The 16,130-nt window shown below is 58.4% G+C and carries 11 protein-coding genes; 1 reads left to right on the forward strand and 10 read right to left on the reverse strand.

Translation table 11 applies throughout. The annotated features are described in order from the left end of the window. Positions 1 to 73: 73 nt before the first annotated feature. The 7 genes from AC0L20_RS30435 to AC0L20_RS30465 all read right to left on the reverse strand — a co-directional run bounded on the left by AC0L20_RS30435 (position 74) and on the right by AC0L20_RS30465 (position 9,255). Complete coding sequence (locus tag AC0L20_RS30435; protein ID WP_473294289.1) at positions 74 to 1,516, reverse strand: amidase; 1,443 nt, start codon at positions 1,514 to 1,516, stop codon at positions 74 to 76. A 130-nt stretch (positions 1,517 to 1,646) separates the two neighbouring features. Beyond that, entirely contained in the window at positions 1,647 to 2,693 is a 1,047-nt protein-coding gene (locus AC0L20_RS30440) for an ABC transporter ATP-binding protein (protein ID WP_473294290.1), read from the reverse strand. Then, the gene (locus AC0L20_RS30445; RefSeq protein ID WP_473294291.1) at positions 2,690 to 3,697 is read right to left on the reverse strand and encodes an ABC transporter ATP-binding protein; all 1,008 of its coding nucleotides are present in this window, start codon (positions 3,695 to 3,697) and stop codon (positions 2,690 to 2,692) included. The genes AC0L20_RS30440 and AC0L20_RS30445 overlap by 4 nt, the downstream gene beginning before the upstream one ends. A 1-nt stretch (position 3,698) precedes the next feature. Then, positions 3,699 to 4,580 (reverse strand): ABC transporter permease, encoded by an 882-nt coding sequence (locus tag AC0L20_RS30450; RefSeq protein WP_473294347.1) that lies wholly within the window; start codon positions 4,578 to 4,580, stop codon positions 3,699 to 3,701. A gap of 2 nt (positions 4,581 to 4,582) precedes the next feature. Beyond that, a complete protein-coding gene (locus AC0L20_RS30455; RefSeq protein ID WP_473294292.1) occupies positions 4,583 to 5,524 on the reverse strand; it encodes an ABC transporter permease in 942 nt (313 codons plus the stop codon). 7 nt (positions 5,525 to 5,531) lie between these two features. Further along, a complete protein-coding gene (locus tag AC0L20_RS30460) occupies positions 5,532 to 7,136 on the reverse strand; it encodes an ABC transporter substrate-binding protein (RefSeq protein ID WP_473294293.1) in 1,605 nt (534 codons plus the stop codon). Between the two features lie 574 nt (positions 7,137 to 7,710). Continuing rightward, a complete protein-coding gene (locus AC0L20_RS30465) occupies positions 7,711 to 9,255 on the reverse strand; it encodes a M81 family metallopeptidase (protein WP_473294294.1) in 1,545 nt (514 codons plus the stop codon). 1,226 nt (positions 9,256 to 10,481) lie between these two features. On the opposite strand from AC0L20_RS30465, the gene AC0L20_RS30470 reads away from it, so the two are divergent. Beyond that, entirely contained in the window at positions 10,482 to 12,011 is a 1,530-nt protein-coding gene (locus tag AC0L20_RS30470) for a malonate--CoA ligase (RefSeq protein ID WP_473294296.1), read from the forward strand. A gap of 431 nt (positions 12,012 to 12,442) precedes the next feature. On the opposite strand, the gene AC0L20_RS30475 is transcribed toward AC0L20_RS30470, so the two are convergent. From AC0L20_RS30475 to AC0L20_RS30485, 3 genes are all read right to left on the reverse strand, one after another. Beyond that, positions 12,443 to 12,805, reverse strand: coding sequence for a transposase (locus tag AC0L20_RS30475; protein ID WP_473294297.1), 363 nt, complete (start codon positions 12,803 to 12,805; stop codon positions 12,443 to 12,445). A gap of 170 nt (positions 12,806 to 12,975) precedes the next feature. Further along, the gene (locus AC0L20_RS30480) at positions 12,976 to 14,220 is read right to left on the reverse strand and encodes a serine hydrolase domain-containing protein (RefSeq protein ID WP_473294298.1); all 1,245 of its coding nucleotides are present in this window, start codon (positions 14,218 to 14,220) and stop codon (positions 12,976 to 12,978) included. Between the two features lie 205 nt (positions 14,221 to 14,425). Continuing rightward, on the reverse strand, positions 14,426 to 15,784 hold the full coding sequence (locus tag AC0L20_RS30485) for an aminotransferase family protein (protein WP_473294299.1): 1,359 nt from the start codon (positions 15,782 to 15,784) through the stop codon (positions 14,426 to 14,428). Positions 15,785 to 16,130 lie beyond the last annotated feature (346 nt).

Here is a 16,130-nt window from a genome sequence, read left to right on the forward strand (position 1 = left end):
TCGGACTTGTTGCCGGCGGCTAAGCGCAAGCACAACAACGTCGCCTTTCTTGCACGAGAGACTACTTAACGAGCTAAACACCTACCGCCTGAGGGCCAGATGGCTTCCGCGGATCGATAGGTGTGGTGCCCCGAATATTTAAGATATCCTCCAGAAGTTTGGCACCAGCGAGCAGCCGAGCCTCGCCACTCGGTGGACCCACCATTTGTAATCCAACGGGCAGGCCGTTCGCTGTCACGCCACATGGTAGCGACAGGGCTGGGCAGCAGGCTAGCGTGATCGCATATGCGATCCCGAGCCATTGCACGTAGTTATCGAACCGTTTGCCCGCGCATTCAGTGACATAGCGATTCTGCACGGGGAACGGCTCGACTATGGTTGCGGGAGTCAAGAGCAAATCGTATTCATCGAAGAAGTGCACCGCGCGTGCACTCATAGCTACGCGCTGCTTTTCGGCGCGCTCGACCTGCTCGACGGTGAGTTTCAGCCCCTCTTCGATGTTCCATATAACCTCGGGCTTCATCAGTTCGCGATGCTCCCGCAAAAGCGCACTCGAGCCCATAGCGTAGTCGAACGCACGCAATACGTGGAAGCACTCGTGCGCTTCGCTAAGATCGGGATGCGCTTCTTCGACGACTGCACCAGCCTTTTCAAATTGCTCTGCCGCCGCCCGGGTAATTGCAGCGATCTCCGGGTCGACTGGCGTGATCCCGAGGTCAGTCGAATAGGCGACGCGTGTCGGCCTTTTGCCTGAGCGTGCTGCCGAAAGGAATGAATTGGCAAGCTTTGGCAGGGACAACGGGTCGCCTGGGTGCTGTCCGCTCATGGCGTCCAGCATCAAGGCCACGTCCTCGATATTGCGCGCCATCGGTCCGGGCACACCCAGCGTGGCATCAATTTTACCCTTTGGGGTACGCGCCACCCGACCAATGCTGGGCCGCAGACCAACTACGCCGCAAAAACTTGCCGGATTCCGCAGCGATCCGCCCATATCTGAGCCATGTGCAAGCCATGCCATGCCAGCGGCAAGCGCTACGGCGGCCCCCCCGGACGAACCGGCAGCAGAACGGGATGTATCCCAAGGGTTTAATGTCGCCCCGAACACCTCATTGAAAGTGTTCGCCCCGGCACCGAATTCTGGCGTGTTCGATTTGGCGTAGATCAACGCACCATTTTCCTCAAGCCGCTCGACCAAGATGTCCGACCGTGCCGGAATATTACTCTTAAAAATTCGCGAACCAAAAGTGTTGCGCACACCACCGACGTCGGTGACATCCTTGATCGGCACCGGTAGGCCAGCCAAGAGACCGCGCTCAGAAACAGGCTTCTTCATTAGCTCCGCAGCTGAACGACGTGCACGGTCGATGCACAAGATCGGCAAAGCATTGAGCGTCGTGTCGACGTCCGCGATACGCTTCTCCAAAACGTCCAGGAGGTCGAGCGGAGTGACGGCTCCGGATGTTAACTTGTTCACAATTTCGCACGCACTTTCCCGGATCAGTTCATGCTGGCTCACTGTTGATCTCCGTAGTTATCGAGGACGATGGATGCATCCGTCTCTCAACACGCTTGAAGTTCGATCTTGGTCGCGACAGGACGTTGTCAAAGAGCAGTGCGTGCGTGATTGGCCGTATAAACACCGGTTCTCAACCCGGCGGCCCTGGCTTTGCTACAGGCGTGAACTGGGCAGTGGCTTCCAAGGGCTGTGGCAATGCCTCCGTCCCCGGAGCGCGCACATGGCAGGCGACGACCCGTCCGTCAGCCATCGGTACCAAGGGCGGCACCTCGATGCGGCATTGGTCGACAGCGAGTGGGCAGCGCGGGTGAAAGGCGCAGCCGCTCGGCGGGTTTATCGGACTAGGCACCTCTCCCTCCAAGGGTACTTTCAGCCGAGCCAGCGTGGGATCCGGAATGGGCGCGGCTGCTATCAACGCCTCGGTATAAGGATGAACGGGCGCTGCAAAGAGCGCTTCGCAGGGCGCAAGTTCCACGATGCGGCCCAAATACATAACCGCGACGCGGTGGGCGATATGTTCCACTACTCTCAAGTCATGCGAGATGAACAAGAAGGAGATACCCATTTCCTGCTGAAGATCTATGAGAAGGTTCAGGATCTGGGCCTGCACAGAGACATCGAGGGCTGAAACGGCCTCGTCGGCAATGATCAGCGATGGCCTAAGCGCTAGCGCCCGCGCAACGCCGAGACGCTGACGCTGACCGCCGGACAGCTCCGACGGAAGCCGATCCATCATCTCAGACGACATCCCGACCCTTCGCAGGAGATCCGCGGCAAGGGCCTTCCGTTGCTTGTGGCCGAGGCGCTCAAAATTCTCTGCAGGTTCCGTAATGATCCGTCCAGCAGTGAGACGAGGGTTCAGCGAGGAGTACGGATCTTGAAAGACCATCTGCATCCGCCGGCGCCAATCTCGCAGCGCGTGCCTTCTAAGATCGGCAGTATTCGTTCCCTCGATCAGCACACGCCCCGCTGTCGGCTCCACGAGGCGCATCAAGAGCCGGGCAACCGTAGACTTGCCACACCCAGATTCGCCCACGATGCAGAGCGTCTCGCCATTCTCTAGCGAGAAGGATACATCCTCGACCGCTCGCACCACGGGGGAGGACTTCTTCAGGGAGCCTCTACCGAGGGGATAGTGCTTCGTCAGGTTCTCGACTTTCAGCAGAGGACCTGTCATGCGCCCAACACCTGTTCGGCGTGCCAACAAGCCGCGGCATGGCCCGGCTTGACATCACGCAGAGTTGGCGTTTTTTCGCGACAAATACTGTCCGCGAACGGGCAGCGCGGCGCGAAGCTGCACCCTACAAGTGGCTCACGCAGGCTTGGCACAATGCCAGGAATTTCCGGAAGGCGCCGCCTCCGCGCCTGCCCGGGGCTAGGCACCGATTGCATGAGCGCCTGGGTGTAGGGATGAGTGGGGCGTGCGAACAGATCAACTACGGGCGCCTGCTCCACCACGCGCCCCGCATACATGACAATCACCCGTTGGCACGTCTCGGCTACGACACCCAGATCATGCGTGATGAACATCACCGCCGTTCCCATGCGCTCTTTCAGATCGACGATCAGCCGCAAGATCTGCGCCTGGATGGTAACGTCTAACGCGGTCGTCGGCTCGTCCGCGATCAGCAGCTCCGGTGAGCAGGCAAGAGCCATGGCAATCATGACGCGCTGGCGCATGCCACCTGACATCTCATGGGGATAGTTGTTAACGCGACGCTCGGGATCTGCGATCCTGACAAGCCGGAGCATGTCCAGCGCCTTTCCCATCGCATCTGACCGAGAGGCCTTGGTGTGGATCTGCACCGTCTCAGCTATTTGACGACCGACGGCGTAAACCGGGTTCAGGCTGGTCATCGGCTCCTGGAAGATCATGGCAATCCGATCACCGCGGATCTGCCGCATCTCTCTTTCCGAAAGTTTCAGCAAGTCGCATCCGTGGAAGTGGATCTCGCCGCCGACGATCTTGGCATTGAGCTTTGGCAGCAGGCGAAGAATGGAGAGGGCGGTGACGCTCTTGCCGCATCCAGATTCGCCGACAACGCCGAGGGTTTCGCCGCGCTTGACCTGGAAGCTGACGCCGGCTAGCGCCTGGGTGATCCTGTCCTGGCCCAAGAACTGTGTCTCCAGGCCTCGAACATCGAGGAGCACGTCATCCTCGGTGTTTTTTTGCATTTGCATCTTAGCGTCTCGTTCTTGAGCGGGGATCGAATAGGTCGCGCAAGCCGTCCCCGAGCAGATTGACGGCTAGGACGGTGATGGCAAGACAGATGCCTGGCGCAAAGACCGTTAATGGCGCGACAGAGAGATAAAGGCTTGAGCTCGAGATCATGTTTCCCCAACTGGGAATCTCGGTCGGTACGCCAACGCCGAGGAAGCTTAGCCCGGCCTCTGTTAGAATTGCAGACGCGCAAACATTGGCGCTCTGGACCATGAGCGGGGGAATGGTGCTGGGGAGAATATGGCGCCACAGAACCTTCGGCAGGCGCGCACCGCCGCAGACCGCAGCCTCCACGTAAGGGCGCGTGCGAACGCTCAAAACCACCGAACGAACTAGGCGGGCTACACTCGGGATCGAAGGGATCGTGATCGCGACAATGAGGATACCGACGCCCGCGCCAGTCAGGGAAATCAGCGCAATGGCCAGCAGAATCGTCGGGATCGCCATGAGCCCATCCATGAACCGCATGACGATGCTATCGAAGCTGCGGTTGTAGCCAGCTATGACACCGATAAAAAGCCCGCAGACCGCAGCGCTCGCCGCCGACATTAATCCTACCATAAGGGAGATGCGGGCGCCGAACACGGTGCGCGCAAAAACGTCGCGGCCCAAATTGTCGCTCCCTAACCACATTTCTGCTGAGGGACTCTGAAGGCGTTTGAACGGATCCATATTCACCGGATCGCCGGCGCAAAGCGGCGCAAGGAGCGCCAGTGTGATCAACAGCGTGAGGAGGCCGCCGCCGATAAACACCAGTGGATGCCGCCGTGCGAGACGAGGAAAACTAGCCAGTCGGAGCCAGCACATCGGCGCGGCTTCAATGGACCCGGAGAGAAGTGTCATGATCAATACCGGATCCGGGGATCGATCAGGGTGTAAGCGAGATCGACCGCGAGATTGATTAAGACGTACAGCCCCGAAGCGAGAAGGAGCACGCCTTGAATGATCGGATAGTCACGATTGTTGATGGCATCGACTACCAATCGTCCCACGCCAGGAATATTGAAGACGGTTTCCGTGACGACGACCCCGGAAATTAGATAAGCAAAACTTATCCCGATCACAGTAAGGATCGGGACACCCGCATTCTTCAGGGCGTGGTGGAAAAGCATCGAATATGAAGATGCGCCCTTAGCAGCGGCTGTTCGCATATAGTCTTCCGACAGAACTTCGAGCATGCTCGCGCGTGTGATCCGAGCGAAGTAAGCAATGTATGGGAAGCTCAAGGCGACGGTCGGCAATATCAGGTGTACAAGCCAAAGTCTCGGGCCGCGCTCGATAGGCACGTACCCCTGGACCGGCAGCCAGTGCGCGCTGATAGCGAACCAGTAAATCAAGAAATAACCGACGACAAACACCGGAACAGAAAAGCCAATCGCCGCAAAAGCCGCGAGAATACGGTCGAAGACGCCGCCAACACGCCATGCGGCTAGCATTCCGAAAGAAACCCCCGCCACGACCGAAATGATCATCGTCAGGAGTGAAAGGGAGATCGTCGGTTCCAACCTCTGCGAAATGAGGAGAAGGACCGGCCGCGCAGTGAAGATCGAGTCGCCGAAATCGCCGCCGACAATGCCCACACCCCAATGCAAGAACTGGACTGGCAGCGGCTCATTAAGTCCCAGCTTATCCCGGATGCTCGCGACCATCTGTGGGCTCGCCGCGTCTCCAGCGATGATGGCTGCCGGGTCACCAGACGACAATCTAAGGAGCAAAAAGATGAAAGTCCCGACCATCGCCATGACGGCAATGGTCGAGAGCATCCTGCGAACAATGTAAACCGCCATTGCGCCTTCAGACCTTCCGCATGTTCCACATCGGGAGCGCAACCGGCATCCCGATGAGGCCGATCAGTGCTTTGCGGTGCGCGATCGGGGCGACCGATTGGCCCAGCACAACTTGGGGGACGAAGTCCCACCAGACTCGTTGCATCTTGCGGGCCAGCGTTTGGCGTTCGGCGAGCGTTGAGGTATCGGCCCACCGGGCGCGAAGGGCTTCGTATTCGTCGTTCTTGGCCCAGCCAGTGAACCCCTTTTCCCCTTCCGCGGTGAGCCAAGGTGTGCCGATCGGATCCGCAAGGGTTGAACCAGTGACGCTCGTGATAATGATGCTCCACCCGCCTTGCTCAACAGGGCCCCTGTTCGACCGGCGCGTGACGAGCCCCCCCCAATCGCTCGGCGCAAGATCGGCATTAACCCCAATCTTCCGCAGCACGCCGGCAAGAAACTGCGCGGCATTGCTGAGCGAAGCGATGTTCGTAGGTTGGAGAATGACGACCTTCTCGCCAGCATACCCTGCTTCCTTCAGCAACTGCTTGGCCACCTCGGGGTCAGCGCCCTTGCTGTACCATGCCGTATTCTCATCGTTCGAATAAGGCGTGTTAAATCCAAACATCGAGGTAACAGTGTTGGCATTCTTTGGATCAACGGACATGGCACGCAAGAACGCCTGCTGGTCGAGCAGATGAAGCATCGCTTGGCGGGCCTTCACATTGTCAAACGGCTTCTGCAGACAATTCATGAGCAGCAGATTGACCCATCCCGATCTGTCTAGAACTTCGAGCGTAAGGTTTGGATCGCTTTGAGCGACCGAACGAAGGTCGGCAGGCATGTCTTCGAGGTAATCAATCTCGCCCGCTCGTAGGGCCGCGAATGCAGTCTGCTGATTTGCGATGTTCTCCCAGATGACACGATCAACGTTGACATTTTTACCGCCGGCAAATCCGTCTGGCGACTCGCTGCGAGGCACGTATTTCTCATTGCGATCGTAGGTAAAGCTCGCGCCCGGCTTGGCTAGAGCTTCGTTGAATTTAAATGGCCCCGACCCTATATTCGCGGTGACCTGCTCGGCTGGCGGACGGCTTGCGTCCTTCTCCCGCATAATGAACAGGAACGGTGTTGCGATGCCGGTCAGTAGATCGACAATGCTCCCGAGCGGCTCCCTGAGCTTGATCGTGAAGGTTCTATCGTCTTTCTTCGAGATGTCTTGCGCGCGCGCCATGATCAGTCTGCCGGCCGGAGCAACCTGGGCCCAACGACGGATTGAAGCTACGCAGTCAGCCGCAGTAACGGCCGTGCCATCATGCCAAGCCAGACCATCCCGGAGCTCAAACGTATAGGTCGTCTTGTCGTCGGAAACGCTCCACTTGCCTATCATTTGAGGCTGCGGCGTGAGTTTCGAGTTCAGCGAGAATAGGGTATCGTAGATGGCGAGACTATGCGCCGCGGTGACGGAGGTTGTCGAAAAGACCGGGTCGAAGACCCGCAGGTCACCGGCCATCACCAAACGTACCGTTCGGCCATCGCTAGCGGCGCTCTGCGCCCGTATGATCGAGGGCATCGATACAGCTGCGCTAGCGGCCAAACTCGTCTTGATGAGATCGCGTCGACTGATTATCATTCGTTTCCTCCTCCAAATATTCCATCACACAGCCCAGCCGTTGATGGGAGCGCGTGAAATTGCTAGCGGGCGATTGGAGTCGCGTAGCCACGGCGGTCTCCGACTACGACCTCGCTACTCCGGCTCCCCTGTCTTCGTAGGCACCAATTTGCACGTACCCTTGGCGTGCACCGCAGATACAGCTGTCGTGCTCGATCCCCGCTTCCAACCGATACGCTATCAAGAAAGCGAATATGAATTTATGCATCACCGACAGGGTTGCGGCCCAAATTCTGCACTCAAATCGCTTTTTTGTAGTAACTTCGTTGCGACCGCACCATCCTGCGGGTCGTTAAGCGCTTCAAGCCGCTGGCTCGCGCATTCGATCAGATCGCCAGCGGGCAGAATGCGGCTGAGAGCGACGCCAGACAATCTGGCTAGGATTGTTTTCGGGCTTGGCGCTGCCAGAGCAAGGCTCGACAGAGTTGCACGCCGCAGGAGGGAATGATCGCACCCTCTCTGTCGTCAGAGAACTGGCAGTTGTTCCTTATTTGCGTCAGCGCTCGCCGTTGTCTTACCCACATAAAGCACCGACTCAGCTCGCGTCGCCAGGCGAGAATGTTGCCGCAAGATTAAATGGATAGAACTGCTGGGGTGTGTGAACGAACTTTAAGGTCGTGAAGTCATACGCGGCGGGTCCGGGTTCATCGACTGCAATGATCTCGGCGAACACATCGGAGAATGCCGCCCTAAAGTGATTCTTTGCTTTGACAGCAAGAATTTTGATCTTTGAGAAGTCGATCCCGTTAACCCGATAGAAGCCGGGATCGGTGACCGCATGCCGGATTGTTACGGCCACGATCTCAACATTTCCGCTCCTCACAACCGCTGTGGCTCCGTAAGAAACCTTTGCTCCGGTAGCTTGCGGGCCCTCATTATAGAACGAGCAATCTTTGATGAGCCTAACGACTTCAACTTCGCGCTCGACGGGAGAACCATATTGTTGAGTTAATCGAGCTCCTAGCTTCGCTTGGAACCGCGCTCCGATTCCTGCTTCATGGCAGCGCTGTACGAGATCCGGATCAAAGATAAAGCAAAACGCGGTCGGGATTGCGAGATCGGCATCAAGGATTGCGCGCAGTTGCGACGGAGTGTCCGCGCTGCCGCCTGAATCGGGATTGTCGCCGTTGTCGGCAATGGCGATCGGGTATTGAGCCGCGACGACAATGCTTTGCAAGGCTTGGCTAGTCGATGGAAGGGGCACGAAAAACTGCTCCTTTATCAACCACAACTTTCCGCCAACTTCGCATCCGAGCCGATGGGCAAGAGCAGGATCATTGTCTGTGAATACCATGCAGCAGGCCCCCGACATGGTACAGTCGCTATAAGGAAACCCGCCAAAGACCGTGATGTCCAGAGCGCCCTCTTGTTGCTCGACGAGTGCAGCATAGGATACTGCCTCCCGCATGGGGCCGTCAGTCGTTCGCATGTTCGCGCTGGGAAGTAGGAGCGGCAGCTTCACAATTGCACCCGTTGGACGAATGTCCCCGTGCACACTGCTGACCAAAAGTCTCAAAACTTTCGCGGTGACATTTCTCATGTCGATGTGCGGATGGGTTTTGTAGCCCACCGCAATCGTCACGAGCTGGGCAATCTCAGGGGCGAGATTTGCATGCATGTCAAACGAGACACCGATCGGAACGTCTGGGAGCACCGCTCTGATTGCACGGAGCACCTCCAATTCGGCTGAGCGTCCTCCCTCGACCGTCGCTGCGCCGTGCAGGCAAAGGTATAGAGCATCCCAATCGCCGGCGGTGATGTCTGCAATGAGTTCGTCTCGGATTCGCGAGAAGCACTCATCGGTAATGTCCCCCCCAGGAGTCGATGAAGCCTGACGGAAGAACGTCGCTTCCCATTCCGGGCGGCTTTCAAGAAAGCTTAAAACGGCACCCAGCCCCGTGTTGGATCCCTGATAGGTCTTTGCTGCGTCAGACCCCCTGGCCCAGCGGCCCTCGATGAATAAGTTCTGATCACACTTCTCCTGCGCAAACGAATTCGCCTCGTGGACCAGTGTGAAGACGCCCAGCCTCTTTCTTTTCCCAATCGACGGCTGCGGGTTCTGCATGTCTTTCAAGCTCATTGATTAACCCATTTCCTCGAGCATCTACTGACAGATTCTGAAGTTCCACCAAGAGGCCGATCGTCAATCGCGATGAGCCTGCAAGGGGTACATCGACCATTTTTCGCAAAAAATCCGCACGCTGCGGCTAACGGTCTTTCATAAAGCTGGACGCAGGCTCTGGCATCGAGATGGCGGCCATCACCGCTTTTCCACGAATACTGCGGATGCCGACGAGCGCAATCGTGCCGGCTGCCGGGGTATCGGAATGCGATAGCCCTAGACTAAAGCGCGCATGATTCAGTTTGGCGAACTCAGAACGCGAGCAGCTTCTCAACGCTCGGTAGCTCCTACTCAATTGTGTCCATCCATAATCGTCCGCTTCGCAAACGGTGCCCGGTTCTCCGCTTCCTTGCCTTCGATGGTTCGGTCCAAGGCATCCGCGACCGACGCATGATTCATTGTTGCGCAAGATTATAACTCTCGGACAGCTGCGTAATCCGCCGATGTAGGCCGCGAAAGGGCCGAAATACTGCGTTGAAACAGTCAAAGTTGCGGGGTTTTGTCGGAGACTCTCGACTCTAGGCTGGACGAATGGGGCGTTCGCGAAGCTGAGTGACTCCAAAGGGATTCCCAAATAGGCCGCGAACCCATTCAAATTGTCTGCCGCAAGAGGAGAGCATCAGGCATGTCACGACATTTTCGCTGATCTTCGCGCTCGAGTTCGGGCGTCGTGACCGGGGGACGCGTCGCACTGAAAGCAATCGAGTGGTTCGGGGGTACGCTCGGCAAGTGTAAGCGAACTCGAGAACGTCAGAGGGGCGACGTCCCTCGGCGAAGACCTTCGGCTCGGCGGCATCGAGGCGAACAAAGAGACGATCCTGACACTGCTGAAGGAAATGCCGGATGTCACGATCAAGGGACTAAGAGGGAGCCTGGCCCAGGAAAACTGGTCTGGCGAAGCACGATCAGCCGTCTTTTGGTCCGACACAGCAAACATAGGGGTTGGTTGACGCGCCAAAGCTGGCAACCCCGAGCTCTCACCAGAATAGCAGCCGAGGCCAGGTCCCGTATCGGCGCGCGCTAACGTGCGACGGTGTGCTTTTCCGCAGGCGTACTTGACGACGGCGGAGTGGTAGCCGGTATGTCCGTTGCTTCATTGGGGCAATTTTTGCTAATCCAGCCCTCGGTTTTGACCGGCCTCTGACGATCGTTGTGGTCAAGCCTTGCGGTCGAGGAAATCTTGCATGAACCAAGCTACCAACGCCAATCTGTTTTCCCGCCTGTTCGACGGCCTCGACGATCCGAAGCGCCTCGCGATCGAGACGTATGTCGGGGTCCGCATCAGCTATGGTGATCTGATCGCCCGGGCCGGACAGATGGCCAATGTGCTGGTCGCGCGCGGCGTGAAGCCCGGCGACCGGGTTGCGGTGCAGGTCGAGAAATCCGTGGCCAATATCGTGCTGTATTTGGCCACGGTGCGGGCCGGCGCGGTCTACCTGCCGCTCAACACCGCCTATACGCTGAACGAGCTCGACTATTTCATCGGCGATGCCGAGCCCTCGCTGGTGGTCTGCGATCCCTCCAAGGCGGAGGGCCTCGCCCCCATCGCCGCCAAGGTGAAGGCCAAAGTCGAGACGCTCGGGCCTGACGGCAAGGGCTCGCTGACGGACGCCGCCGACAAGGCGAGCAGCGAATTCACCACGGTGGCGCGCGCAAACGACGATCTCGCCGCGATCCTCTACACGTCCGGCACCACCGGCCGCTCCAAGGGCGCGATGTTGACCCACGACAATCTGGCGTCGAACTCGCTCTCGCTCGTCGGCTTCTGGCGCTTCACCGACAAGGACGTGCTGATCCACGCACTGCCGATCTACCACACCCACGGCCTGTTCGTGGCGACCAACGTGACGCTGTTTGCGCGGGCATCGATGATCTTCCTGCCGAAGCTCGACCCGGATCTGATCATCAAGCTGATGGCGCGTGCCACGGTGCTGATGGGCGTGCCGACGTTCTATACCCGTCTGCTCCAGAACGCTGCGCTGTCGCGCGAAACCACGAAGCACATGCGGCTGTTCGTCTCGGGCTCGGCGCCGCTGCTGGCCGAAACCCATCGCGAATGGTCGGCGCGCACGGGGCACGCGGTGCTCGAGCGCTACGGCATGACCGAGACCAACATGAACACGTCGAACCCTTATGACGGCGAGCGCGTGCCCGGCGCAGTCGGCTTTCCGCTCCCCGGCGTCTCCGTACGCGTCACAGATCCTGAGACGGCCAAGGAACTGCCGCGTGACGAAATCGGCATGATCGAGGTCAAGGGCCCCAACGTGTTCAAGGGCTATTGGCGCATGCCGGAGAAGACCAAGGCGGAATTCCGCGACGACGGCTTCTTCATCACCGGCGACCTCGGCAAGATCGACGCCAAGGGCTACGTCCACATTCTCGGCCGCGGCAAGGATCTCGTCATCTCCGGCGGCTTCAACGTTTACCCCAAGGAAATCGAGAGCGAGATCGACGCCATGCCCGGCGTGATCGAATCTGCCGTGATCGGCGTGCCCCACGCCGATTTCGGCGAGGGCGTCACGGCGGTGCTGGTCTGCAACAAGGGCGCCGATGTGACCGAGGCCGCGGTGCTGAAGGCGCTCGACGGCCGCCTGGCACAATTCAAGATGCCCAAGCGCGTCTTCGTCGTCGACGAACTGCCGCGCAACACCATGGGCAAGGTGCAGAAGAACGTGTTACGTGATACGTACAAGGATGTTTACGCGGAGAAATAGAGGCGGCCTAGTTAACATGCAGAGATGAATGAAGAATAGACTGTCGGCATTTGTATTGTCTTTGCTCCAAGCGGCAGAGGAGCTTGATATAAATGCCCAGGTGATTTCCAGTTGTCTGGACAACGAGAGGGCCTTAGGCGGCAAGCTTAATAGGCGGCTGGAACCAATGATTCTTTCGTCTTTTTCTGAGACGTGTCTCCAATGAAGGACTTCCGTGTGCCAGCAGGATCAATGTAGGAGGCCATTCCTGGTACCCTAACGCGCGATGCACAGAGGAGTTTGTCTTCGGAAGCGCCGCGATCAGTTGTGCACGAGCAGCCCATTAACTGGACGATTCCCATTCGAGGCGGTGCAGCCCGCGCCAGCTATGTGCGCACCCTTCATTTTTGCCAACAATTGCTCTGTGGTGATCGGGCCGCTGGCCGCTCACGTCAGGCACCGAGCAGTGATAAGCTCAAATCACACATCGCAGTTTTGGCCCCGACATCTCTGAGCCTGAACAACCGAAACTGGGGCGGGTGATCTTCCCCTCTTGGTATGCAAGAACGCGAATTGGGCGCGTTCCGACTCCGCTCGACGTTGCGGCGCATAAACCCACAAAGCTGATCAGGTCGCGCCATGCCCTCTCCACACGGTGCCGATGCCGGCTCCTGCCGGAGCTGATCTACCCAGCGCCGCAATACCGAGTCGCCCAGTCCGAGCTCCTTGGCAACTGACTTAAGCGAGCGACCGCTGGACACCACCAGTTCGGCGGCCTGGCGCCCCTCAGTAAATGACCGACGTTGACGTTCCATTCGATACCTCCGGGCTCAACGAACCGACTACAGGTGTCTACTCATTCGGCAACAATCTCAGAATCTTTTTAACGAGAGCGAAGAGGAATTCAGCGCCGCGATCGTGAAAGACGCCAGAAACCAAGAGTGACGATACGCTCGGAATGGCAGGCGACTCCGATGTGGAGGAGTTATGTGCGCAACATACGCCCCAATGCCAGCATTTGCGGCATGGTGATTGGGTCGCCTGCTGCGGATGCCGGCACGGCATGCGACGAAAAGCGTGCAACCACCATTTCCGCCTTCGGTGCGACGTAAAGGCGTTGTCCGTAGAGACCACGGGCTTCGAAAGCGCCCAACTCATTGTGGGTCACCCACCATTGGTCGCGATACGAGTAATTTGTGCCCATGTGGGACACCCTAATGCGGCCCTCTTCGCTTTGTAGGTCGGCTGCGATGACTGCGGGGATAAGCTGTCCTCCGTTCCAATCACCTTCGCGCCGCATCAATTCGCCAAATCGGGCGAGATCGCGCAAACAAGAGTATAGCCCGCCAGCGGCCGTCGCCATGCCGGTCGGATCAACCCTGAGATAGGCATCCTCCTCACAGCCCAGTGGCGCCCAAAGGCGCTCATGCAGCATTTGCGTGAATGAGCGCCCCGTCACGCGCGCCACTACCCAAGCCATCACCTCCGTATTGACGCTCTTGTAGGCAAACATTTGGCCGTGCACCCCCTCCTTACGCACGGTGCGAAGATAGTCGCACAAGGTCTTAGGGCCATTGTACCCGACCGGCCGCCAACCGCCGGCGGCGCGCGCGTATGCGTTGACGCCGGAGTTCTCGTCGAAATAATCTTCGGTGTAGGCAAGACCGGTCTGCATGTCCATGACCTGGCGTAGCGTCGCGTCTTGCCAGGCAGTACCACGCACCTCCGGTAGGTAGTGCGAGATCAGCTTTTTATCATTAAGCGATCCTTCGTGCACGTATGCCGCGGTCAGCGTACCGGCGTACGACTTGCTTACAGAGAAGCACGCATGCGGCAGATGGGGCTCCAGAGCGCCAAAGTAGCGCTCATAAACAATGCGTCCGCGATGCAGGACGACGATGCCGTCGACATATGTGTCGTAGAGCGCCTCCTCGAATCGGCGAGTGCGCCCATCCATATCAACGAAAGTCAGCGCGTCAATTTCGTCTGTTCTGTCATTTCGCTCGATTCGGGATGGGCCATTCTCTCCGCGCCGCACGTTCGCGGTCGCTACAAGCTCGCGCATGTGCGACAGTGTCCAGCGGACCGCCGGGAATTCCATGAATTTGCCGCTGTTGAATGAGATCTGCTTGTCGAGGGGCGGCGGCGCACCACGCATCCAACCCAACTCACGCGGATCAGAATCGCGACCATCGGGGTAACTCTTCCCGCCGAATTCGAGTACGCCCATCTAACGCCAACACTCGTTGAGATTGCGAAGAGGCCTACGCAGTTCATGTTCTCTTTCAGGCATAAAGGCGTTCTCCAGTTCTCTTGAATGCAGCTGTGGGAGATCCCGCGGGGCTAGATGTATAGCTAACTCCACTCGATCCGTATCATCGCTACAAGCGGATATAGCGCGGGTGATGATCGCTTTCCTACAGGTCATGCGACCTTCAGCTCTTCACAGGAAGGCCGAACTCACGCGCAGCTGCCTCGATTGAATCGCCAAGTACAGAGGTAATTTCTGAGATGTCCTCTCGGGTCACGATCAGAGGCGGCGCGACCATGATGCAATCTCCCTGTACGCCGCCATTTACTCGCCGGAAATATACGATCAGACCGCGCTCGTACGCTATATCGAGCACGCGCTGGCCAATATCGATTTCGGGCGCCAGCAATTTCATCGTGGCTGGATCGGCAACAAATTCGATCGCCGTCATCAGCCCTTTGCCGCGGACATTACCTATGAAGGGGAACCGCGCCTGTAGGCCGCGCAGTCCCTCGAGAAGGTCCTCGCCGCGAGCGGCCGCGTTCTCGGTAAGGCGCAACCGATCAATCTCGCCAATAACGGCGAGCCCTGCGGCGCAGGCCAGCGGATTTGCGGCATAGGTGTGCCCGTGCGCGAAGCCCCCTTGCTCGAGCACCGGCCCGACAATGCGCTGGGGCGCCGCTATCGCACCTAGAGGCGTGTAGCCCGAAGCAATGCCCTTTGACAGCGCGACGATGTCCGGCCGGCAATTCCAGTGATCACCGCCGAGGAATCGACCGGTGCGCGCGGCGCCACTCATCACCTCATCATGGATCAGGAGTATGCCGTATTGATCGCAGATCTCGCGTACCCGCGCATAGTAACTGTCCGGCGCAACGAGCGCATTGGTCGCCGCGCCGCCGATGGGCTCCATAATGAATGCAAGGACCGTCTGCGGCCCCTCGGCCAGGATCCTTTCCTCCAACATGTCGGCGTATTTAATTCCCCGCTCTTCCATGGTGAGATTGTCGCGATCTCGATAGGCGGTCGGCGAAGGAATCGCTGGCACGGCCCGCATTTGCTCGGCGAAATAACCCGTTAGGGCTGCATCGCCGGTCACGGCGAGCGCACCGAGAGTGCCACCATGATAGGACGGCATTCGACCAATCACCTTCCAGCGCTTGGGCTGACCGGTCGCAACGGCCCACTGCCGTGCCAGCTTAATGCCACTCTCGACCGCTTCCGACCCGCCCGAGACGAAGAAAATGCGGTCGAGATCGCCCGGCATGCGACCGGCGAGATCGACCGCCAATTCCTCTGCCGGTTCGTTCGCGAAATGTAGGCGGTAAGCGAAGGTTGTTTTCTCCATCTGCCGCTTCATGGCATTGAGTACGTTCTGGTTGCCGTAGCCTATATTGACGGCCACGGGACCGCTCGACGCGTCGATGAAACGACGACCGTCTTTCGTCCAAACGTAGATGCCCTTAGCGCGGTCAACCACCGGACGATGCAATCGCGTGCGGTAGAAGAGATGTGAGCGTGACTGTTTCTGTATGTCGTTCATATCTGTGGTCCAAGATAGTGCTCGAGTACGTTGGGCATCCTCGCCGATCGGGCCGCCTCCCCGTGGGTCCGCCCCGCTGACAGCTGCGTGCCCGAAACATCTAGCTGACGCCGTTGCAAAGCTGCACTATTGCTGCAGCCGAGCTTGGCTTTGGCCGCCGACGGGGCATCATCGCCGCAATGAATGATTTCACTCTATTGATTTTTCACCATTCGAATTCTGCAGTATCTACTGTATCGACGATCAAATCCTGCAACTGCGCCCGTCTCTTCGATAAATCCCGACTCGCGTCCGTATGCAGAACGGTCCCTCTGCTCAAAATTTCGCTCCGAGTGAGCTGCCGAAT

The organism is Bradyrhizobium sp. Kon58 (assembly GCF_055807455.1).